The sequence below is a fragment of the Tissierella sp. genome, from assembly GCF_032104385.1.
Taxonomy (GTDB): domain Bacteria; phylum Bacillota; class Clostridia; order Tissierellales; family Tissierellaceae; genus Tissierella.
Window position 1 is genome coordinate 22468 of the sequence record NZ_DAMCHJ010000007.1, and the last position, 21997, is coordinate 44464.

General features: G+C 29.3%; 32 protein-coding genes. 28 read left to right on the forward strand and 4 right to left on the reverse strand.

Going from position 1 to position 21997, the window contains the following annotated elements:
* Nucleotides 1–2363 (reverse strand): transglycosylase domain-containing protein (locus tag RT714_RS08495; RefSeq protein WP_313757144.1); only part of this gene is annotated, 2363 nt, incomplete at its 3' end.
* Between the two features lie 239 nt (nucleotides 2364–2602).
* Between RT714_RS08495 and hflX the strand changes: the two genes are divergently transcribed.
* From hflX to RT714_RS08515, 4 genes are all read left to right on the forward strand, one after another.
* Entirely contained in the window at nucleotides 2603–3871 is a 1269-nt protein-coding gene (gene hflX / locus RT714_RS08500) for a GTPase HflX (protein ID WP_399326480.1), read from the forward strand.
* Nucleotides 3872–3940: 69 nt separating this feature from the next.
* Nucleotides 3941–4384: an NUDIX hydrolase gene (locus RT714_RS08505; protein WP_313757146.1), complete on the forward strand. Its 444-nt coding sequence runs from the start codon at nucleotides 3941–3943 to the stop codon at nucleotides 4382–4384.
* 48 nt (nucleotides 4385–4432) lie between these two features.
* Nucleotides 4433–5080 (forward strand): YigZ family protein, encoded by a 648-nt coding sequence (locus RT714_RS08510; protein ID WP_313757147.1) that lies wholly within the window; start codon nucleotides 4433–4435, stop codon nucleotides 5078–5080.
* Between the two features lie 49 nt (nucleotides 5081–5129).
* Nucleotides 5130–5531: a CoA-binding protein gene (locus tag RT714_RS08515; RefSeq protein ID WP_313757148.1), complete on the forward strand. Its 402-nt coding sequence runs from the start codon at nucleotides 5130–5132 to the stop codon at nucleotides 5529–5531.
* Nucleotides 5532–5557: 26 nt separating this feature from the next.
* Here the strand turns inward: RT714_RS08515 and RT714_RS08520 are convergent, their stop codons facing one another.
* Nucleotides 5558–5914 carry a TSUP family transporter gene (locus RT714_RS08520; RefSeq protein ID WP_313757149.1) on the reverse strand — a complete coding sequence of 119 codons (357 nt, stop codon included), beginning with the start codon at nucleotides 5912–5914 and terminating at the stop codon, nucleotides 5558–5560.
* Nucleotides 5905–6264, reverse strand: a complete 360-nt coding sequence (locus tag RT714_RS08525; protein ID WP_313757150.1) for a sulfite exporter TauE/SafE family protein — start codon at nucleotides 6262–6264, stop codon at nucleotides 5905–5907. The genes RT714_RS08520 and RT714_RS08525 overlap by 10 nt, the downstream gene beginning before the upstream one ends.
* 98 nt (nucleotides 6265–6362) lie before the next feature.
* Here RT714_RS08525 and nadE point away from each other — a divergent pair, with 98 nt between their 5' ends.
* From nadE to RT714_RS08550, 5 genes are all read left to right on the forward strand, one after another.
* Entirely contained in the window at nucleotides 6363–7082 is a 720-nt protein-coding gene (gene nadE / locus RT714_RS08530) for an NAD(+) synthase (RefSeq protein WP_313757151.1), read from the forward strand.
* 79 nt (nucleotides 7083–7161) lie between these two features.
* Nucleotides 7162–7899, forward strand: a complete 738-nt coding sequence (locus RT714_RS08535; protein WP_313757152.1) for a YebC/PmpR family DNA-binding transcriptional regulator — start codon at nucleotides 7162–7164, stop codon at nucleotides 7897–7899.
* 142 nt (nucleotides 7900–8041) lie between these two features.
* Nucleotides 8042–8965, forward strand: coding sequence for a tyrosine-type recombinase/integrase (locus RT714_RS08540; RefSeq protein ID WP_313757153.1), 924 nt, complete (start codon nucleotides 8042–8044; stop codon nucleotides 8963–8965).
* On the forward strand, nucleotides 8965–9330 hold the full coding sequence (locus RT714_RS08545) for a helix-turn-helix domain-containing protein (RefSeq protein WP_313757154.1): 366 nt from the start codon (nucleotides 8965–8967) through the stop codon (nucleotides 9328–9330). Before RT714_RS08540 ends, RT714_RS08545 begins: the two co-directional genes overlap by 1 nt.
* Nucleotides 9331–9344: 14 nt before the next feature.
* Nucleotides 9345–9710 (forward strand): hypothetical protein, encoded by a 366-nt coding sequence (locus RT714_RS08550; protein WP_313757155.1) that lies wholly within the window; start codon nucleotides 9345–9347, stop codon nucleotides 9708–9710.
* A gap of 147 nt (nucleotides 9711–9857) precedes the next feature.
* Here RT714_RS08550 and RT714_RS08555 read toward each other — a convergent pair whose 3' ends face one another.
* A complete protein-coding gene (locus RT714_RS08555) occupies nucleotides 9858–10073 on the reverse strand; it encodes an LLM class flavin-dependent oxidoreductase (protein WP_313757156.1) in 216 nt (71 codons plus the stop codon).
* 169 nt (nucleotides 10074–10242) lie between these two features.
* On the opposite strand from RT714_RS08555, the gene RT714_RS08560 reads away from it, so the two are divergent.
* The 19 genes from RT714_RS08560 (at nucleotide 10243) to RT714_RS08650 (ending at nucleotide 21949) form a co-directional block, all read left to right on the forward strand.
* A complete protein-coding gene (locus tag RT714_RS08560) occupies nucleotides 10243–10407 on the forward strand; it encodes a hypothetical protein (RefSeq protein ID WP_313757157.1) in 165 nt (54 codons plus the stop codon).
* A gap of 2 nt (nucleotides 10408–10409) precedes the next feature.
* A complete protein-coding gene (locus RT714_RS08565; protein WP_313757158.1) occupies nucleotides 10410–10628 on the forward strand; it encodes a hypothetical protein in 219 nt (72 codons plus the stop codon).
* 65 nt (nucleotides 10629–10693) lie between these two features.
* The gene (locus RT714_RS08570; RefSeq protein ID WP_313757159.1) at nucleotides 10694–11074 is read left to right on the forward strand and encodes a hypothetical protein; all 381 of its coding nucleotides are present in this window, start codon (nucleotides 10694–10696) and stop codon (nucleotides 11072–11074) included.
* A gap of 630 nt (nucleotides 11075–11704) precedes the next feature.
* Nucleotides 11705–14650 (forward strand): RNA dependent RNA polymerase, encoded by a 2946-nt coding sequence (locus RT714_RS08575; RefSeq protein ID WP_313757160.1) that lies wholly within the window; start codon nucleotides 11705–11707, stop codon nucleotides 14648–14650.
* 85 nt (nucleotides 14651–14735) lie between these two features.
* Nucleotides 14736–15263 (forward strand): hypothetical protein, encoded by a 528-nt coding sequence (locus RT714_RS08580; protein ID WP_313757161.1) that lies wholly within the window; start codon nucleotides 14736–14738, stop codon nucleotides 15261–15263.
* Nucleotides 15263–15412, forward strand: a complete 150-nt coding sequence (locus RT714_RS08585) for a hypothetical protein (protein ID WP_313757162.1) — start codon at nucleotides 15263–15265, stop codon at nucleotides 15410–15412. The genes RT714_RS08580 and RT714_RS08585 overlap by 1 nt, the downstream gene beginning before the upstream one ends.
* 170 nt (nucleotides 15413–15582) lie before the next feature.
* Nucleotides 15583–15774 carry a DUF5659 domain-containing protein gene (locus tag RT714_RS08590; protein ID WP_313757163.1) on the forward strand — a complete coding sequence of 64 codons (192 nt, stop codon included), beginning with the start codon at nucleotides 15583–15585 and terminating at the stop codon, nucleotides 15772–15774.
* Between the two features lie 32 nt (nucleotides 15775–15806).
* Nucleotides 15807–17633 (forward strand): hypothetical protein, encoded by a 1827-nt coding sequence (locus RT714_RS08595; protein ID WP_313757164.1) that lies wholly within the window; start codon nucleotides 15807–15809, stop codon nucleotides 17631–17633.
* A 435-nt stretch (nucleotides 17634–18068) separates the two neighbouring features.
* Nucleotides 18069–18938: a hypothetical protein gene (locus RT714_RS08600; protein WP_313757165.1), complete on the forward strand. Its 870-nt coding sequence runs from the start codon at nucleotides 18069–18071 to the stop codon at nucleotides 18936–18938.
* A 492-nt stretch (nucleotides 18939–19430) separates the two neighbouring features.
* Nucleotides 19431–19730: a hypothetical protein gene (locus RT714_RS08605; protein WP_313757166.1), complete on the forward strand. Its 300-nt coding sequence runs from the start codon at nucleotides 19431–19433 to the stop codon at nucleotides 19728–19730.
* 3 nt (nucleotides 19731–19733) lie between these two features.
* On the forward strand, nucleotides 19734–20030 hold the full coding sequence (locus tag RT714_RS08610) for a hypothetical protein (RefSeq protein ID WP_313757167.1): 297 nt from the start codon (nucleotides 19734–19736) through the stop codon (nucleotides 20028–20030).
* Nucleotides 20030–20350, forward strand: a complete 321-nt coding sequence (locus RT714_RS08615) for a hypothetical protein (RefSeq protein WP_313757168.1) — start codon at nucleotides 20030–20032, stop codon at nucleotides 20348–20350. Before RT714_RS08610 ends, RT714_RS08615 begins: the two co-directional genes overlap by 1 nt.
* An 11-nt stretch (nucleotides 20351–20361) precedes the next feature.
* Entirely contained in the window at nucleotides 20362–20649 is a 288-nt protein-coding gene (locus RT714_RS08620) for a DUF5659 domain-containing protein (protein ID WP_313757169.1), read from the forward strand.
* Between the two features lie 12 nt (nucleotides 20650–20661).
* Nucleotides 20662–20826, forward strand: a complete 165-nt coding sequence (locus RT714_RS08625) for a hypothetical protein (protein WP_313757170.1) — start codon at nucleotides 20662–20664, stop codon at nucleotides 20824–20826.
* Between the two features lie 19 nt (nucleotides 20827–20845).
* Complete coding sequence (locus RT714_RS08630; protein WP_313757171.1) at nucleotides 20846–21019, forward strand: hypothetical protein; 174 nt, start codon at nucleotides 20846–20848, stop codon at nucleotides 21017–21019.
* The gene (locus tag RT714_RS08635; RefSeq protein WP_313757172.1) at nucleotides 21019–21156 is read left to right on the forward strand and encodes a hypothetical protein; all 138 of its coding nucleotides are present in this window, start codon (nucleotides 21019–21021) and stop codon (nucleotides 21154–21156) included. Before RT714_RS08630 ends, RT714_RS08635 begins: the two co-directional genes overlap by 1 nt.
* 23 nt (nucleotides 21157–21179) lie before the next feature.
* Nucleotides 21180–21383 carry a hypothetical protein gene (locus RT714_RS08640; RefSeq protein WP_313757173.1) on the forward strand — a complete coding sequence of 68 codons (204 nt, stop codon included), beginning with the start codon at nucleotides 21180–21182 and terminating at the stop codon, nucleotides 21381–21383.
* Between the two features lie 23 nt (nucleotides 21384–21406).
* Nucleotides 21407–21712: a hypothetical protein gene (locus tag RT714_RS08645; protein ID WP_313757174.1), complete on the forward strand. Its 306-nt coding sequence runs from the start codon at nucleotides 21407–21409 to the stop codon at nucleotides 21710–21712.
* Nucleotides 21713–21727: 15 nt separating this feature from the next.
* Nucleotides 21728–21949, forward strand: a complete 222-nt coding sequence (locus RT714_RS08650) for a hypothetical protein (RefSeq protein WP_313757175.1) — start codon at nucleotides 21728–21730, stop codon at nucleotides 21947–21949.
* The last annotated feature ends 48 nt before the right edge of the window (nucleotides 21950–21997 follow it).

Sequence of the window (21997 nt, forward strand, 5' to 3'; positions counted from 1 at the left end):
CATGAAGCCGCAGCATAATATGGACTAAATCCAACAAACCAAATATCCGCCTGATCTGTTGTTGTACCTGTTTTACCGCCCACTGCCATATTGGACAGCTTGGCTCTTCCAGCAATACCATTTGATACAGTAGTTCTCAAGATATCTGACATTATATATGCTACTTGAGGAGATACTACTATGGTTTCTTTTGGAGTATTATCAATTAATATATTACCATTCTTATCTTCTATTTTAGTGAAAGCTCTAGGCTCTATATATATACCACTATTTGCTATAGCACCATATGCAGCAGTTAATTCTAGAGGTGTTATACCTTTTGTCATACCACCTAGTCCAAGTGCTGATAAGTTTTCATCATTGCTAGTCTTATTTTCTTTAGCTGTAACAAAGCTATCGTTTTCAGGGTCAGTTTTGCTGATAATTCCTAACTTTTCTAAGTATGACATAGATGTTTGAATTCCAATGGATTCTACAACTTTAACAGCATTTACGTTGACAGATTGTTCCACTGAGCGTCTTAGAGTATGAATCCCTCTATATCTGTCTCTATACCAGTTTTTTGGCCATAGTTGTCCATTTACATAAAATGGAATATCGTCTATTGGCGTGGCAGCTGTATATCCATTATCCAATGCTGGTAAATAAGCAGCTATAGGTTTCATAGCGGAACCAGGTTGCCTTCGAGATGCAGTTGCTCTATTTAATATCCTAGCACCTTCAATATCTCTACCTCCGACTAAAGCTTTAATCTGACCTGTTCTATAATCTAGTATGACTGTAGCCGATTGAGGTTGTACAACACCGTCCTTAGATCTAAAGAAATATTTTTCGTTGACTAATAGATTTCCCTTTTCGTCAACTCTATAAAAATCTTTATTATTATTTAGATAACCACTATCTATTTTAATTTCTTTATTATCAGAGACATTATAATTTTCTTCTGGTATTACTATTGAACCAACACTATGACCTACTAAATTTTTTCTATCATCTATTGTATAATAGTCTCCCACATCTATATGCTTTTTATATGGTATGAGTTTTTTGTTTTTAATAAATAAATTACTATCTTTAAATTCATAAGTTCCTTTTTCCAATATTAACTCAAAATTATCATTAAATAAATTATTTTGATTATAATAAATAATATTTCCTTTTTCGTCAATAACATCTTTGGATTTATTTAATCTCCAGTCTACTAATATAGGTCCTTTTATCTTTGACGAATTACCCACTAGTATTTCAGTAAAATTACTATATACATTTTCCAATTCTCTTTGAAGTTTTACATCCATAGTAGAGTAGATTTTCAACCCGCCTGTGAATAACTCGTCTTGTGCTTGCTCCTTTGTATAACCAAGTCTTTCCATCAATGCCTTAACTGATTGGGTTTTAACATAGTCTGTGAAATAAGAGGAGATACCTTCTAGTTTCTTTTGTCCAGGTTTTAGATTTTCTTTAATATCTTCATTAATTGCTTCTTGATATTGCGACTTTGTTATTTTGCCTAATTCTAACATCTTTTTTAATATGATCTTTTGTCTTTTTACAGCCTCTTCATTATATACTGCTATATATTTTTCACCTAAAATTTCTAAACGTCCAACCTCATAATGTTTTTCAGCATTGAAATTCTCAGGGCTTACAGTATGATAAGGTGCGTATTTAGTAGGTGATTTGACTATACCTGCAAACAATGCAGATTCTGCAAGAGTAAGGTCTTCTACATTTTTTGAAAAATAAGTTTGTGCTGCTTCTTGTACACCATATGCACCTTGACCTAGATTAACCCTATTTAAATAAGCCTCTAGTACTTGATCCTTTGTAAGGGTTTTTTCTATTTGGATGGCCAAATAAGCCTCTTTAATCTTTCTATCCCAACTCTTTTCTCTGTTTAAATAGACATTTCTTGCTAATTGCTGGGTTATTGTACTGGCACCTCTGACAGCAGAGCCAGCCTTTATATTGTCTATTGCAGCAGAAACTATACCCTTAGGGTCTACTCCAATATGTTTTTCAAATCTTTCATCTTCTATGGCAATATATGCATCTCTAAGATGCTTTGGCATTTGATTTAATTTTACCATAGTCCTAAACTCTGGTGCCTGAATTTTTTCAATAAGCTCTCCGTCAGCATCGTATATAGTTGACGTTAAATCTAGAGAAGAATTGACTTTTGAAGGATCTATATTAGGAACATCCTTTAAAATAGATAGAACTGCACCAATTAATATGCCTCCTGCTACAACAGATAACATTAAAAATATAACTAAAAATATCTTTACAGATTTAAATACGATATTTCCAGTGGAACCTTTCTTTTTTTTCTTTTTCTTATTATTATCATTGCTATTATCCATAAAACTACCTCCTTAATTGAGAAAAGGCTTAATTAGTTAATTATACCATAGAAATATTATAATGTTAATATTAGAAGATTAAATGATTATTACAATATAGTTACGAAAAAATAAATATAATTACAGTTTAATCAATGGTGTTTTGTGTATATTGTTAGATAAATTATTTAAATGGTGATATAATAAAAGAAGGATATAAATTTAATGATTCTTTGGGAGTTGATAAATTGAACCAAGAAATGAAAGGTATGGAAAGGGTTCTTATAATTGGTGTAGAACTTGATACAGATACAATAGATATTGAAAATTCCTTAGATGAATTGGAAGAATTGGTAAAAGCAGCAGGTGGCATGGTAATTTCTAGGGTAATACAAAAAAAAGAAAGTATAAACCCAGCATACTTTATAGGCAAGGGAAAAGCAGAGGAGATAAAAAATTATTGTGAGGAGCTAGATATTACAACTGTAGTATTTAATGACGAATTGTCTGGAGCACAATTGAGAAATTTAGAAAAGATTATTGATAAAAAAATAGTTGATAGAACGAATCTAATTTTAGATATTTTTGCTAATAGGGCAAATTCAAAAGAAGGAAAATTACAAGTAAAGTTGGCTCAGCTTAAATATCGACTTCCAAGGTTAATTGGATTTAGAGATTATTTGTCTAGAACGGGTGGTGGTATAGGAACAAGGGGACCAGGAGAGCAAAAGTTAGAAACTGACAGAAGACATATATTGAGAGAAGTAGATAATATAGAAAAACAATTAAAAGAAGTAGAACAAAATAGAGATGTGAAAAGAAAGAAAAGAGAGGATTCAAATTTACCTATTGTAGCATTAGTAGGTTATACTAATGCTGGTAAATCAACATTATTAAATAAAATAATTGAATTAAATGATGAATATGAAGAGTCAAAACAAGTTTTTGTAAAGGATATGTTATTTGCAACATTAGATACATCATTAAGGCGGGCTAAACTTCATAATGGTCAAGCATTTTTATTAACTGATACAGTAGGATTTGTATCTAAACTTCCTACAAAGTTAATAGAAGCATTTAAAGGAACTTTAGAAGAAGTGAAATATGCAGATTTGTTACTTCATATTGTAGATGCCTCTAATAAAGATTTAGATATACAAATTCAAACTACCTATAATATATTAAAAGATTTAGATGTCTTAGACAAGCCCATACTTACAGTTTTTAATAAGATGGATAAAGTAGATATTCATAATTTGTTTTATGACAATAGATATGTAGATAATAAACTGTTTATATCGGCTAAAAATGGGGAAAATATAGAAAGATTATTGGAAAGTATTGAAGATTTATTACCTCAGCAATATAGAATGGTTACTATAAAAATACCTTATCAAAAGCAGAATATAGTAAATTATTTTTGTGATAACTATCAAGTTAATAATTTGGAATATCTAGAAGATGGTACGATGCTAAAACTAACTATTAATAAAGTGGATTTAGAGAGATATAAAGAATATATAATTTAAGATTAAAGAAATATATTGAAAAATCATTAAGAAATTAATATCATATAAATAAAAAAGGAGTTGGAGCCAATGATAATAAGAAATTGTGCTGGTGGAGTTGTATTTAGAGATAATAAGGTTTTTATTTTAAAAAATGATAAAAATGAATGGGTATTACCAAAGGGAAAGATAAGAGGAGAACAATTACCACCAGAAATAGCTATTAATAGAGTAGAATATGAAACAGGGGTTAATGCTCCTAAAATTGTATCATCTGCTGGAGAAACTGCATATGAATTTTATTCGTTTTCAAGAAATCAGGCAGTTTGCAATAAAATCATATGGTATATAATGGAATCACAAGATGAAGAGTATAAAGTTAATCTTGAAGAAGGTTTTAAAGAGGGAGGATTTTATCCAGTAGAGGAAGCTGTTGACATGATTACCTACAGTCAAGATAAATCACTTGTAAGTTTAGCTTATAAAAGATATCTAGAGTTTAAAGATTATCAAGAAAAGTTAAACTATGCTTAAAAAGTAGGAGATTATATCTCCTTATTTTTTTGGTGAGAGGAAGATTTTATGGATAAGAGCTATAGAACTATATATTCTTATGGTGAAGCAGAAATCATTATAAATAAATCTCGATTTATCGGCTATGCTATGCCTATAGAAACAGAGAAAGATGCCTTAGAGTTTATAGATAAGATAAAGACTAAACATAGAGATGCTACACATAATGTTCATGCCTATGTCCTTGGTAAAGATAGTAATATTCAAAGATTTAGCGATGATGGGGAGCCTTCAGGTACTGCTGGTATTCCAATGTTGGAAGTTATTAAAAAAGAAAATCTGAGAAATGCAGTAGTTGTTGTAACTAGATATTTTGGTGGCATTAAGCTAGGGGCAGGCGGACTTATTAGAGCATATACAAAAGGTGCAAAGATTGGATTGGATGCAGGTATAATTGTGGATATGGTTCTGCATATTAAAATAAAAATTAGAATTGATTATACTTTATATGGGAAAATAGAAAATTATCTTATGAATGAAGAATATATAGTAATTGAGTCTATATTTGATGATGCTGTCAATATATTTGTTTATGTGGAAAATGAAAAGATAGATGATTTTCATAATATAATAACAGATTTAACTAATGGGAGTGCTATAATTGAGCATTTAGATGAAGAATATATTCCTATAAAAGATGGTAAAAGATTAACTTAGTTAGGTTAACAAAAGATAAACAGGGTATAATTTTATACGAGGTGATGAGATGGAAGATATGGTAAAGATAAAGGAAGAAATGCTTAATAAAAAGATATGGGTAGTGGCAGGTGTAACAGCAAATAAAGATAAATTTGGTTATAAAATATGGAAAACATTAAAGGAATATAATTATGAAGCCTATGGTGTAAATCCAAACTATGATGATATTGAAGGAGATAAAATTTATCATTCGGTTAAAGAACTACCAATGAAAGTTGATGTTCTTGATATGGTTGTACCACCAAGAATTGCAATTAATACTTTAGATGAAGCCAAGGAAGCAGGAATAGAATATATATGGTTTCAACCAGGCACATATAATGATGAAGTTTTAGCAAAGGCAAAAGATCTAGATTTTAAGATACTATATGATGACTGTGTCTATGCTACTTTAAGAAAGAGCCACTAGGAAAGAAAGAATAGGCCTTAAAAGCCCTATTCTTTCTTTTTAAATAGCTCAATACCTCCTACTATCAGCAAAAAAAATCCAAAGTATTTTTTTAGTTTTAAAGGATCAATTTTAAGAGCTAAAATAGAGCCGATAATAGCACCGCCAATGCCTCCCAGTATAATTAATTTAGCGAAGGAAAAGTCAATATTACCTTTTTTATAATGGGTGATTAAAGCTATGGTTGCTACAGGGATAAATACTATTAGATTCACCCCTTGAGCATGTTGTTGTTTTATGTTGTTGAATATAACTAAGGATGGTATTAAAATTGTTCCCCCACCTATACCCATTCCACTAATTATCCCTGATAAAAATCCAATTAAAATTAAAATCATTTCCATATCATCCTTATAGCAGTATAAATAATTACACCACCAAATATTTTCCTCAATATAGTAATGGGAATTTTATTTAAAGTTTTTGCACCAATATAGGAGCCTACCATACCTCCTATTGTTACTGGGAGGACTACTTTAAAAGGTATGGAATTATTAGCAAAATATATTATAGTAGAAATAATGGATAGCGGCAGAATAATAGATATAGCAGTAGCGTGAGCTTTATAGTCATTAACGTTGAGTAAAAAAACTAATGCAGGCACTACAATAGTTCCGCCTCCAGAGCCAAATAAGCCATTAATTAGACCAGTTACTAAACCTATAGATAGTAATTTCATCTTTTTTTTGTCCATAAATTTCTCCTTTATGTTATAATCATTATGATTAACTTTACCAATTCTAGAGAAGATATACATAGGATAAAAATTTACTGATTATTTGGAGGATGGATATGGAGAATATAGATTTAACTATTGATAATTTAGTAAAATGGTTGCAAGAAAAGGTAGAAGAAGCTGGAGCAAAGGGATTAGTATTTGGATTAAGTGGAGGTATAGATTCTGCTGTTGTAGCTGGACTTGCCAAAAAGGCATTTCCAAATAATTCTTTAGGTATTATAATGCCTTGTCATAGTGACCCAATAGATGAAGAACATGGAATCTTAGTAGCTGAAAAGTTAAATTTAGAGGTTGCAAAAGTAAACTTATCTAATTCTTTTGATGTATTACTTGAATCTATGAAAGTAGAGAATAAGAATAAGATGGCTATATCTAATTTAAAACCAAGGCTTAGAATGACTACTTTATATTATTTTGCTCAGAATAACAACTATCTAGTAGCAGGCTCAAGTAATAAATCTGAATTTACTGTAGGATATTTTACTAAACATGGTGATAGTGGAGTTGACTTATTACCTTTGGCTTCCTTTGTAAAATCTGAAATTAGGGAATTAGCAAGATATTTAAATATACCTAATATTATAATAGAGAAGCCACCTACAGCAGGGCTATGGGCTAATCAAACAGATGAAAAGGAAATGGGCTTTTCATATGATGTATTAGATAATTACATTAAAACTGGGGATGGATCAGAAGAATTAGTAAATAAAATAAAGAGGATGAACTTAGTTAGCCAACATAAGAGAGTTTATCCTCCAATTTTTGAAGAATAAAAATTTAATAAATCTAATGCAATAAGCATAATATTATGCTAGAATAGAAAAGGCAATATTATAAAGGGAGTGAAATTTTATGGCAGGACATTCCAAATGGAATAACATTAAGAATAAAAAAGGTAAAGAAGATGCCAAGAAAGCTAAGGTCTTTACAAAACTAGGTAGATATATTATGGTGGCAGCAAAGGAAGGCGGAGCGGATCCAGATTATAACCCAGCACTAAAGGCAGCTATAGATAAAGCAAAGGCAGAAAATATGCCAAATGATAATATAGACAGAGCAATCAAAAAAGGGTCAGGAGAATTAGGTGCGGATAATTTCGAAGAAATTATCTATGAAGGTTATGGACCAGCAGGAATAGCTGTGTTTGTACAATGTTTAACAGATAATAGAAATAGAACGGCTCCAGATGTTAGACACGCTTTTGATAAATGTGGAGGCAATATGGGGCAATCAGGCTGTGTTACTTTTATGTTTGATAAAAAGGGTATGTTGGCAATAGAAAGAACTGATTCCATAGATGAAGATGAATTAACTATGCTAGCAATTGACTTAGGTGCTGAAGATTTTGTAGCAGAGGATGAAGGTTTTGAAATAATCACCTCTGTAGAAGATTTCAACTCAGTTAAGGATGGTCTAGCTGCAGCGAGTTATGAATTTGCCATGGCAGAACTTACTTATATTCCACAAAATACAGTAGAATTAACTAATCCAGATGATATTAAAAATATGGAGAAACTAATAGATATGCTTGAAGATAATGACGATGTTCAAGAAGTATACCATAACTGGGAGATGGATGAAATGGATTAATATCAACACTTGTGGGTTGGAAAAGTCGGAAAAATGGCTTGAACGATGATATACATCCGACATTAATAATCCTGTAATAGTGATAATCACAAACACTCCTATTCTATATGAAAAATAAACATATAGAATAGGAGTGTTTTTTATGTTATTAGAAGATGTATTAAAAGAATTTATTTATGATTGTGAAACTAGGAGTTTATCTCCTAGAACCATCAAAGGTTATAGAAACAATAATCTAAGATTTTTTAAGTTTCTTAAAGATGAATTAGATATTACTGAATTAGAAAAAGTTAATTCTAAGCAAATTAAAATGTATTTATCTTTATTAAGGGAGCAAAAATTAACTGAAACATATGCGAATAGTATATTGAAGAATGTTAGAAGCTTCTTTAATTATTGTGTAGATGAAGAATATATTACAGATAATCCTGCTAAAAAAGTTTCTTGGGTTAAAGAGCCAAAGGTTCTGATTAATGCTTTTACTGATGATGAAGTTGTTAAAATGTTAAATATACGACCAACTACCACTTATCTAACGGCTAGAGATAAATGTATATTAGCAATGTTTTTAGACACAGGTATCAGAAACTTAGAATTGTGTTCCATTAGTGACTATGATATTAAAGGAAGATATATATTAATAAGGGGCAAAGGAAATAAAGAAAGGCAAGTTCCTGTTACACCTTTCTTGAAAAAATACATGATTAAATATGAAAGGATGAAAGAGGGTTATTTTAAATATAAATTTAATGTTGAAGATTACTATTTTTTGAGTAGGACAGGTAGACAATTAACAGTAGAAGCAACACTAAACATAATGAAAAAGATAGGCAAAGAATCAGGGGTTGATAGAGAAGGGTTAAGGGTATCGCCTCATACTTGTAGACATTACTATGCACAAAGTCAATTAAAAAATGGTTTAGATGTTTATTCATTATCCCGATTACTTGGGCATGAAGATATTACAATTACTAAGAGGTATTTGCAATCAATTAAAGATGATGAAATATTAGATATTGCTATATCATCAAGTCCGTTGATGAATCTGAGAGGAGTGAGGGGATAATGTACGAGGTTAAAGTTCCATATGAAATATTAGAAAAATTAGATATAAAAGAAATAGGTGTGTATGTTGCATTAAAAAAATATATGGACTGGAATAAATATACTTGTTATCCATCCATCTCAACACTTGCAGAAGATTTGAATTGTAGTCAAAATACAGTTAGAAAATATTTAAGACAGTTGGAAAAAAGAGGGGTTATTAGCATTGAATATAGAATATTAAAAAAGCAAGATAAAAAAGGAAAAGAAAAAACATGGAATAATACAAATTTATATACTTTTATTTTAGAAAAGGTTTTTAAGAATAAGGGGGTACTTCAAGATAAAAAAAGGATAGTTCACAGGTTGAAGACGAACAAGAATTAAAGAACTATATTGGTATGAATGACTCACAAGAGCCTCAAATAATTAAAGTAGAATTAGAAGAAAAGTTTGGACAAGCTATTGTATATAAAGCATTGCAACAATTAAATGTAGTTATGAATAAAGGAACAGTAGTAAATAACTTAAAAAACTATTTGGAAGCCATATGCACTCGTTTAAAGGCACAAATAGATATGATTAATGGAATAAGTCAAGTAATAGACAATAAGCCCCAAAAAACCAAAAACAACGGGGTACGATCCGTTGCGAATGGTTGGAAATCTTCCAATATAACTTTTGATGGTCGCTCCTCTAATTACTCAAATGAAGAATTAGAAGAAATAATGCTTAGAAAACGAAATAATTACATCGTTTCTAAATAATTTGTATCAACTTAATAAACAGTTTTAGCCATGTGATTATTAATTTTTTAAAATTAGTAGTTAGATGGCTATTAGTGTTTGTATTACTATTATATACATTAAAATTAAAAATGACAAGGATAAGTTGCTTGTCATTTATTTTTATTATTATTCTTTATTTTTTTCAATCCATTCGATATTATAACCACAAATATCGGCTATTTCTAAAACTTCATTATATCTTATCGTTCCTCTAGTTAATTTATTAGATAGATTCTGAACTGTATCAGTTTTATTATATTTCTTGTTCACCATCTCAATTATTTCTGTCATAGTATATCCACTTTTTACAATGTAAGATTTAATTTCATTTTTAATATCCATTTGTACACCTCCACTACTTATATTATACTATATAGTTATAAATATTCAATAAGTAAAATATAAAACCTCATGGTGTAAAATTATTTAATAAAATTAATAAATATACTTGACGGTTTAAAATATGTGTGATATTCTATATGCAGAAGGTGAGAAAAGGGAGGCAATAAAAATGTTTATAGATGAATTTTTACACATCATGAAAAAAGTTAAAAGGTTTCAAGAAAGGCTTAGTGAAGAAGGCATCAGCGGACAACAAGTTGAAGTTATTTTAAAAGTTTACATTCAAGATTTGACAGATCGTATCAATACAAACTTTCTAAAAAAGGTGGTGTAGATATGTTATACAGTATAAAAATAAAAGGTGAATATGATAAGAAGCAGATTGAAAGAATACAAAGGGAACATTATGAAAATGCAAGTGGAATATATGAACTCTATAACAGTTTATATATGAATGGATATTGTAGAAGCTACAACCAAGATAGAATACTTTATGTAGGATATACACTTGCAAAAGAGAGAATAGAAATTAGATATGATGAAATAGAGGGATAAATTTTAACAGAACGTTCCCCAGTCTGGGGAATTAAAAAAATAAAAAAATTAAGGGGGAAGTATTGATGAAAAACTTTAATGAAAAATGGATTAATTTATTAACTGATGGTAGAGTGGACAAGCAAAGGGAATTTGAGGAAATATTGGCAAACAGTAAATGTGAAACATTAGCAATTATGAAAATGAGAAGGTTACAGATGCAAGAAGGAAGGGGACAAGATATTACTGTAACAGAACTGCTAGATGGTAATATAAGAGAAGTAGAGTATTTACAAGAAGTATTACAAGAATTATTCTTAGAACCAATTTCACTTTCACATATAGAATATTTTTATAAAACTGCATCTAAGAAATATGATAATATAATAGATGCTTTAGAAGAATTATATTTGAGACATAGAAAAGATACTAGAACAAGATTTTTATCAATTGCTTTAACAATATAAAAAGTAAATAAAAGGCTAGTTTTATTGGGCTATGGTATTTAAAAATTAAAGAAAAATGAAGGAAAACAGAAGAGATAAAAGATGTTAATATTCAAGCAATATAGATTTACCCCTAAAAAATATAGAGTATTGTATTATTTGAAAGTTATCCACAGTACATATATTGAAAGCAGCTAAAATATATGATACTCTATTAATAGGGGATAGATAAAAAACACTAAAGTTTCATTCAATTAGTGCCAATAATATTAATATAGAGATAAATATATAGATACAACAAAAACACTTGACAAGCTTTGTGAAGTGTGATATTCTATAAGAGTAGGGGTAATAGCGGGATTTTTATGCCCATTTTTAAAACCATCTTATATTTCCATAACTTTTTAAGTTCTGGTTTATTTAATTATTGTTTTTTTGCATTTATGCATATTTCTACATTTCTATCTATGAGTATTATATCAAATAATAGGTATATGTCAAGTAGTATTATGTGAAGTATTCCAAAAACAAATGGCTATTTTAAGCCGTTTCAAAAATTGGCAAAAATATTATATGCAGTATTTTTGAATTAAATATAGAACCTATATGGTTTTGTAAATATAAATAAAAAATATCAAGGAGGAATTGTTTATGGCGAGAAAAAGAAAACAGTATCAGATTAACACTTATAAATTAGGTGATTTTGATAAGTATGGATCACTTAAATTATTCAAAGAAGGAACACAAACTGGATTAGCAGAAAATCAAGTAACAGAGTTGATTCAAGCAATAAAGAGAAGAAAATATATAAAAAATGACTTCAACTACATACCAGAATTAATATTTTTAAATGTAAAGAAGGTAAAAACGGATGAGCAGAAGGTAAAGTTATCGAGCTTAATATCAAGTGGTCTACAGATAAATGGTAGAAAGTATCAAAGATTTGTAAGGTCTACATCTATGGCAAGAACAGGTAAGATTGCATTTATAGATGAAGAAGTAATTGAACAACTAGAATTATTAATTAGCTTAGGTCAATTTAATAAGTTTGAAGATGTTATAGTTAGTAAATTTGAGGGGTATATGGGACTGTCATTTTCAACTACATTGTTTGTAGATGCGGTACCTAAGAATATTTGTATAGTGGATGATAGTATGTTTAATGTAATTATTAACGATAAAGTAAAAGGAATTAGAGATGGTGAGTTAATAGAAGGTAATTATGATGTTGCGGTTAATCTATTTGATGGAATGGGTTTACATAGCCTTGAATACGGGAAACAAGTTGCAGAAGCATTAGGGTTAAAAGATATCCCACCTGCATACCAAGTAAGATTACTGCCGGGATTCAAAGGAATGTCTTATGAGATAGATTTTAAACAATTTTATAAGGAAAAAGGAATTACACATATAAAAGATAAATGGAATAAAGATTGGGACATTGAAAAATTAGATTGCATTTGGTCAACTTCAATGTTTAAACTACATAATTATTTTAAGAACTGGAAAGAGTACATTGATTTAAGAGATAAATATTATACCCCATTAGGTCAAAATGTAATTGGTATTAGCAGCTATTCAGATTTGGAAGTCAATCCTAATGAAAAAACTAAAATGACATATCAGTATTTGCAAGTATTAAGCCTTTCAAGGGATGAAATTATTGAGTTAAGTAATTACACTAAGGAAACCATCGAAAGAGTGTATAAGGGCGATACAAAGGTTACAATGGTATATCTTAATCTAATAGCTAAACAAGATTACATAGACGACGAATTTGAGGAGATGGAAGATGAAATATTAGAAAAAAATATGATGGCTACTAAGGTTTCAACTGCAATATCATGCAATCCTGATATGATAAATGACCCCTATGTTACTCAATTCTTAGAGAGACAATTGAAAAAATCAATTGACGACGCAAAATTAGGGCGTATTTGGGTTGATGGTAGATATAGTTATATAGCACAAGACCCAATAATGATGTTGGAAATGATAGCAGGATTAGAGCCTAAAGGTTGTTTAGATAAAGGAGAATTTCATTCAACTGGAGAAATTGGACTAAGAGCCTTTTTTAGAAGCCCACTTACTCATTCAAGCGAAGTACATAAAGCCAATTTAATAGAAAATGATTTAACTAATAAATGGCTAAGTAGATATAAAAACATAATTGTAATGAATGGTAAGGATATTACTGCACAAAAAATATCGGGATCTGATTTTGATGGTGATAAATATTTTATTACCAAGAATCCATTAATAATTGATAGAGTTATAACTCATTTAAAAATTGTAGACGAGGACTTAAATGTCACTTATAAAGAAAATCTTCCAGTAATTGATATTGATGAACAAAGAAACAGAGATTTAGTAAAGAAAGAAAAGAGAAATATTGAAAGTTTAATACAATTTGACTTGAGAAGTTTAGATAATCTAATAGGAAGAATAACTAATATATCTACATATTTAACTACAAATGCAATGACACATAATAAATTGGCTAAATTAGATTATGAATTGGTATATCTAAGATTACTTCAAGGGCAAGAGATAGATTATAGCAAACATGGTGTAAGAACTTTAGAAATACCTTCAAAGTATGATTATATGAAACAATACAAGCCTTATTTTTTACAGAAATATAAGTATGGCAGAAATGACTTCTTTCAAAATAATGTTAATACTGCACCTATGAATATGTTGTGTAAGCATATAGAAAGTTGGGAAAACAAAACCTTTAAATGGGAAGATTGGACTAAAAGAACCATTGATACTTCAGATTTCTTAATGGATGCAGATGTATTAAATGCAGATAAAGAAGAAACAAAGAGAGTTAAAGCTGAACTGGAAAAGGTATATGCAGATTATAGAACTGATTTCGCAGAGTTAAAGATGACAAGCTTTGCAAGTGATGATGATATTAAAAATGCTTATGGTCAATTTTATGATAAGTATTATTATCTCACTAATCAAATTACTGATGATCAAGTTTTATTATCAAGCATGGCGGTATATTTAGCTTATATCGAATACAAGAGGGACAAGCAAACAAAATCCTATCAGTTCCCATGGGTGGCAACATGGGAAGGACTGATAATTACGTTAGCAAAGAAACAAGAAGATGTGAAACAATTACCGACACTGGTTAATTTTGATTCGTTATTCCCTAAAGAAATATTAGATACATTTGAATTTCTAGGAAAGTATTATCGTATGCAGGGCGTATCGACCCAAGTTAATGCAAATAAATTCATAGAGGAAGAATATGAAAGAATCGTTGAAAGAGAATTGAAGAAGCAAGTTGAGGATTTTGAACTTGAATTGGTTTTAGTAGGATTTAATGAAAAGTCGGTTGAGGAAGTAGAGCATGGAATATTAAAGAAAAAATTAAAATTAGGTACAAAAGAATTTAAATGCGAAAATTATGCAACTATAGAAAATCAGGATGGATATTTAGCAAGTGTTAGAAAAAATGATAAAAAGCATTACAAGGATGGTTATATTGATTTGACGAATTACAAAGGTAGTAAGGTTAAGGTTAAGATACTTGATAAAACTAATAGGTCTATGACAATTAAATTAAAAATGGTTGGATAAGGAAGGATAGGGGTCTAGCGACCCCTTAGATGAAGGGTAGATAGCATTAATAAAATATAAATTAAAATTTTAGGAGGAATTGTTAATGAAAACTGAAAAAATGTCAAATGAAATCAGAGAGGTATTAGAAGCAAGAGGTTATAAAGTAGAGATAGCTTATTCAACGGACAATATGTTTATATCTATTTATCAAGATGATTACGATTATTCAGAGGTATCCTTAAAAGTTGTTGAAGGTGCAACGGCAGAAGAATATGTAAACACTGTATTATCTATAATTAGAGATGAAGAAAACAAGGAGAAGTATGTAAGAGAATACAAAGCGTCTCCAACAAAGAGATTTTTAATAGATTTAATTAAGCATTATAATTGTGAAGATTTTATATTTGTACATAGTGATAGTTTGCATTGTGATGTTGAAAATGGCTATATACAAATAGATGATATAGTAGATTTTAATTATAGTCCATTTAGTGATGTACTAAAACTACAAGAAGATCAGGGCGGAGATGAATATTTTTATACTATAGATTTTGAACATAAAACAATAGAAACTAGGGTAGAGTTGTTGGAAGATATGGATTTCTCCAATGAAAGTGAGGTCGGTTGCTAATGTATGATGTAATATTACATGAATTTGACAGTGAGCCAACACGATTAGCGTGGTTTGAAACATTAGAAGAAGCTATTAACAAATACATTAAAAATAGAATGAATTTAATAGCAGATGTTGAGTATGAAATATATGTTGAAAAGAATTAAAGGGTCTGGGGTTTTAAGCCCCACCCTTGTTATAAACCTAGACGGAACAATTTTGTACCGACTTAGAGAGTTAGTGTCCCCAAAATTGGGGAGTGATTTGAAAATCTCGTTTTGTCCAAATGGGCAGAACGATAGTAGCATTATCAAAAATCATCGAAGGGGGTAATCGTATGTATTGGGGAAAAAGTAAAGGTAAAAGTTTCTATGTAATCAGGGGTATAGGGATGGTTAATTATTTAGTAAGACAAGGTTTTGACTTAATCAAGGTCGAAGATGACAAGGACAAGCCAGAATTCAAAGTATTTCTATTTAATAATACACCAGAGTTAAGGGAAGCGATGGGAGGATATAAAAGTAGATAAGCGAAAACAATAATCGAAAGGGGTTTTATTATATGAATCAAACGCAAGAAAAAGTTTATAATCTTACACTAGATTATTTCAAGGAAGTTATACCAAATTATACAGATGAGCAATTAGAGTTTGCCAAAGATATAACTGAAAGATTAATATTAGATAAAGATACAAGTAAAGTAAATGCAGTTCCTGCACCCTGCGGTTTTGGTAAAAGCGTAATAATAAGATGTTATTTAAAAGCAAATATAATATCAAGAACAGTAGGAGGATTTGGCGCATCTCTAACTACATATGAAGGAAGTGGATTTGTTGTAATTACAGATTTATTGGAAAGGTTTAATGAATTTGAGGAAGAAAAAGAACTAGAGGGATATTATTATCAGATGGATCATAAGAATAACCCCGATGATTTTCCAACTCAAATAGTGAAACAAGATAACTATCCAATATTACTTATGACAACTCAAAAATATTTCAAACTAAAAGAAAATGAAAGAGGATTTATATTCAAATGGAAACATGGAGAAAGAAAAACAATTATATTTGATGAGCAGCCTTTGTTTTATTCAATAACCGATATAGATAAAGAATTTATCAATGATATAGATGAAAACATTGACAGGATGCTTGAAACTGAAGATAAGGATTTTCTTACAAATGAAGTAAAATATCTAAGAGATTACCTTGATAATGAGAGAAATAGATTATCTAGCTTATCAGAAAAAGATATTTATTGTTATTGGAAAGGCAGTAGATTAAATATTAGCACTGATAACGAAAGATTTTTAAAACTAACTGATGAATACTTGACAATAGAAAATAAAGATAGGATTAAAATACTACAAGATATATTAAAAAATGGTGCTATATTTGTAAATAAAAAGGGTAAAATGGCTTCAGATAGTAGAAGGTTTTTCTTTACAATTAAGGATAATAAAGATGAGTTTTATCTAAGCAAGGATAGGGCTAAATTTTGGATATTTGATGCAACGGCAGATATAGATGTTGAATATAAAAGGGATTACATAGATATAATTAAAGTAGTAAATACAAAAAAACATAATATTAAATTAAGAAATTTTGACATAGGAACAAGTAGGGGAAATATGAAGAAGAAAGCATTTGTAAATATGTTGAACAATTATCTTCTTGAAAATTATAGTGAAAATACATTAATTGTAAGCTATATGAATAATATTAAAAATGATTTTAATAGATTTAAATTTAAAAATTATCCTGGAGGAATGAAGGGTTTAAATGATTATTCAAAACTTACAAATTATGTACAAGTTGGATTAAATAGGTTCAGTGATATAGTATACTTACAAATATTTTTATCGTTGCATCCAGAAGTTTTAGACTACATAAAGAAAAATCCTAACAAATCAGAAGAGGAGTTTAATGATTTATTAGAATTAGAAGGTGGTAACTTTGTTAACGATAAAATGAATGAGATTATGTATTCTAAAATATTAGTTGATACTGAACAGAATATATTTAGGGTGAAATTAAGAGATTACTCTAACACTGATACTATATTTATTGATTTAATATATAATGCTACTACATATGAAAAATTAAATGAACTTCTTGAAGAGAGATTAGGTGAAAAGGCATTTGTGGGATTACCAGAACAAATATTAGAATATAACATATTAAGCAGGGAAAATGAAACTGAAAGTATAGCACAGAAAATTGTCAGATGGTTTAGTGAAAATAGAGGCTATGGAGAGATTAGAACAAGAGATTTATTAAAAGTAAATAATATATCAGATGAACAATTTAAAAATGCAAAGAAAGATAGTAAGAGCTTAGTGCAATTCATGGACTCTAAAAGAATTAAAAAGGGTATATATTCAGTTTAATTTATGTCATGGGGTGGGGTTTCCTAAATAGTATCTATTAGAGAATACCCCCCCATCATTACTATATATTATATATTGTATATGTAAAAGTTTTAAAAATAAATATAAATAAATTTCATTGGACTTGCGTAGCAAGGACAATGCCCCTCGGGAGAGACCGTCGGTAGACATATCAACAGTTAAATAAATATATTAAACAAATTAGGACTAGGAAATTAACTCTTAGTCCTTTTTATATGTAAAAAATAATAAATAAGGAAGGTGAAAAGATATTGAAGTTGAATACAGAATAATCCCTTGCAAAACTTTTCAATTTGTAGGGGGCAATCAAAAATAATATATAGATTTACTTGCGATAGATAGAGAGAGTGCAAGAGTAGTAAAATATTTTATACATAAAGGGAATTAGAGTATTAGTAGTAGACATCATAAGTTATGAGAAAAGATTATTTAGAAAGAATTAGAAAAGAAAATGGTTGGTTTTGGGACAGTGATAAGAAATATTATTTAGCAATAACGGATGATTTAGATTCGTTATTATCTGCATTGCTAATATTAAAATATAGACCTAATTGGGAAATTGGATTTTACGTGGATTTCCGTGAGGGAATATATAAGAAATTATCACTAGATGAGGACATATCTATCCATGATGATAATGTTATTGGTGTAGATTGGTCAGTACCTAAATCTAGATTCAAGTGTATAAGCAATCATTTAACGCAAGTAAAAACTGAAAATATTAATAGTAGCGATATAAATCTTAATATTATTGATGGTGTGAATATGTCTAATAGTAGATTTGATTATCACAAAAAGTATAATCTGTCTACTATTTTATTAGTTGCATCGTTACTAAATCATAAATTTACATCTGATGAAGCTAGAGTTTTATCCTTGTTGCCAGATAGTTCATTTTTAGGTTATTTTGCTAATAGAAATTATCAAGATTATGATATTCAAAAGAAATATCTTTGTAATGTATTAGAGTATAACGATATTTGGGAATGTCAAAGTCAATATTCATTGGATGAATTTAGAAGATTTCAATTAGAATGGAGCATGGCTAGTAAGGTAACTGTTGGAGATGAAGGTATTACAACAGTTCAAGATGTAGATTTAGAATTGATATGTAAAGTATTAGACATAGATGTGGAGTTGTCAGTGTTAGAAGGATTTTATGGGCTTATAATTAGAACGGCTAGTAATGGCAATAACACTTATAAACCGATTGATAAACAGAGTTGTTGGAGCTTTGCAGTAACTAGCAAAGATTGGTATGTATATAGTGTAGAAGTTGATTAATAGAAGTTAATATTTGTTAATTGTTAGAGTTAAGAAAAGATATAGACGCCCCCGATTGGGGGCTTAAATGATAGGAGTAGAAAGAAATTTCTATACCTATTAATTGACTTTTCTGCAAGAATTAAGTCACAGAGTTGGGGTTTAGCCGACCCCTTCTCACCTTCGGATATATCGCCAGAAGTGGCTTTATATAAAACGTCTTTGATGCTAAGTTTTACAATATCAAGGTTTTAGCTATCATTGGTAGACCCAGGGTGCAGTTCGAATCTGCCTTCCTCCAAAACAAATGACACTGGGTATCCGCATCAGGTGAAATTCCTGCCCCGCAACTTCTCGGAGAAATAATAAGATGTTGCATAGATATTGTGTGACTTTTACAGTTGCATAACTATCTGTCCTTTCCTCATGAGTTTAAGGGATTACTTAATGTAGTCCTTTTTATTTGTGAGGTCAATAGTTAAAAAGAAAATTAAATTTAGGGGGTTAAGTAATATGAGTTTAGAGAAATTAGAAAAGAAAGTAGAGGAAAGAGTAGTTAAGATTGATTTAAAAGATTATGTTAAAACGGCAACCATTGATACAGATAAAATTATAGAAGAAATACAGAGAAATTATCGGCTTATAAGCAATACAAATAAGAGAATTGAAAAGCAAAATCAATATATCGAAGATAAGATTAATATTATTTTGAATTTATTAAAGTATAAAGAAGTAGATACAGATGAATTAAAACGATTACAAGAGATAGAAGAACTAGAAAATAGACTAAAACAATTGAAAAGAGAGGTGTAAAAGGTGGCACAACAAGATAATATGCAAGTGTATCAAGATATTATGAATGACATTGTTTCAAGAACTGGCGGAAACTATGAAGATATGTCTTATTTAGATAAAGTCATGACAATAACGATAATGAAAGAAATAAAGCAACAGATGGATAGATTTATGTGTGAGAAATATCCTGCCGTAAAAGCGTGGGCGAGTTTGGATATATCTGATATAGCTTTAAATGAAACAGAGCCAGACTTGACAAGATTTAAAGAAGATAGTTTTCAAGAACAATTTGAAAAATTAATGAGGGGGAATTTATAATGATAAAAACATTTGAGGAAGCACTTGATATTTGTGACTATGACATAAAAGAAAGGTTTTATTATTTAGATGATTTACTATGTGAATTAGATGATGAAATCATGGAAACAAGTGCAGAGGTTATATATGCAGATGTCGATGAAGAAATCTGTAAGAGATTAATAGAGTCCGATTTTGAAGATGAAAGAGAAAGATTATTTAAAACCAATCAAAGACAAAGGAAGTTAGCGGAAGAGTTAGACTATCTTCAGGTCAAATATGATATTACAGAAGATTTATATGAAGAAATGTTATTTAATATATTGAAAAATATAGACTAGGGGGCTGAAGCATGGAAGAAAAGAGAGAAAAGGCAGAATTATACTTTGTTACAAGTTTATATTTAAATGCGTGGTTGCTTAGCCAAGGTTTTGAGATGATTAAAACGGCTAAATTGGATAATAACAAGGTAGCACTATTTTATGTGAATACTGATGAATTAAATAATGCAATTAAAGAGTATAGACAAAATAATGAATTAAAGGAATTTGTATCACAATTGAAAAATGTACAGGAAATTGTCAGGATGCATATACAGAGAGAAAAGGTTAGTGAAACATTAGAAATACCATTTGATTAGGAGTTGATGATATTGAGTAATGAAGAATTATTTGAGGGTTTGAGAGATGTGTTTGAAGTTGTAATAGAAAATATTGATGAGAATAATAAAAAGCAGCTACATCGCCTAGAAGATAAGATAGATAAAACTAATAAAAATTTGGACAAGTTAATTGATTTGTTAGAGAAATTATTATAAAAAAAAGGGGCTGGAGTTTATGAAAGATAAATTAAATGTATTTATATCTGTAAAGTTAGAAGAGATTAAAGCTACTGTTAAAGATAATAGCAGAAATATTGCAGATGTAAATTTAAGATTAATGAAATTAGATGAAGATGTTGCAGATGTAAAAGAATTGTTAAAATCTTTAATTAATGCAGGTGAAAAGTAATGATAGTCTATGAATTTGTAGAAGATGATTTATATTATATAAGATATTATGCATTAGGTCGGGAATATAAAGGTACAAACTTAAAGTTGAGAAAAAATGAATATGAAGAATTTAAAAATAGTAATGTGGAAATTTAAAACATAATATTGGAGGGATTGATTTGTTGAAATTATATAATATTATATCTGTTTTAGGTGTTGCTACTATATTATTTATTATATTGAAATTCATATATTCTTATATTATTAAAGATTGGACTATTACTCTATATATGTTTACTGTAGATACTGATGAAAAATATAGAGTAATAGTATCGAAAGAGGGAAGGAAAATGACTAAAGTTAAGAAGGTAGGATGGGAGTAAATATATATTGGAGGTATAGGTTCATGAATAATATTATTAATAATAAAGAGTTGATGAGAGCAGTAAGAGAAGTTAATTGGGAAGATGTAGTAAATAAGGCTAATGCAAGACCTGTTGTTAATGTTAAGTCAGTTGATTTAAGTAATTATGTGACTAAAATAAATGATAGCACTATACATAAGAAATTAGATGATTTAAGTAATTTAAAAAAGATTCAAGGTTCAATATGTACAATTGACAAAGGCGATTATATGTTAGGTTTGTATAATGGGTTGGAATTGGCTTTGAGTGTAATGGAAGATAGAGAACCAGAATATAAAGATATATAATAGGGGGAATAGTTGATGATGGAAAATAATCAAATGGAAATAAATAATTCTTTACAATTGGTTGATAGATTGATATACATATTTGAGAATTTAGATAATACAAACGATGCAAAAGCAGTATATGTTGATACTTTAGTTCTAACTTTGCTAAATATAAAAAGGTTGTTGCCTCTAGATGGGTATGAAGGAAATGTTAAGGCAGATATACAAGAATTAAAAAGAAGATGGGGTTTATAATTAATATTTAGAGATATTCCCCTTTTATCGAAGGTATGGTATGATTTG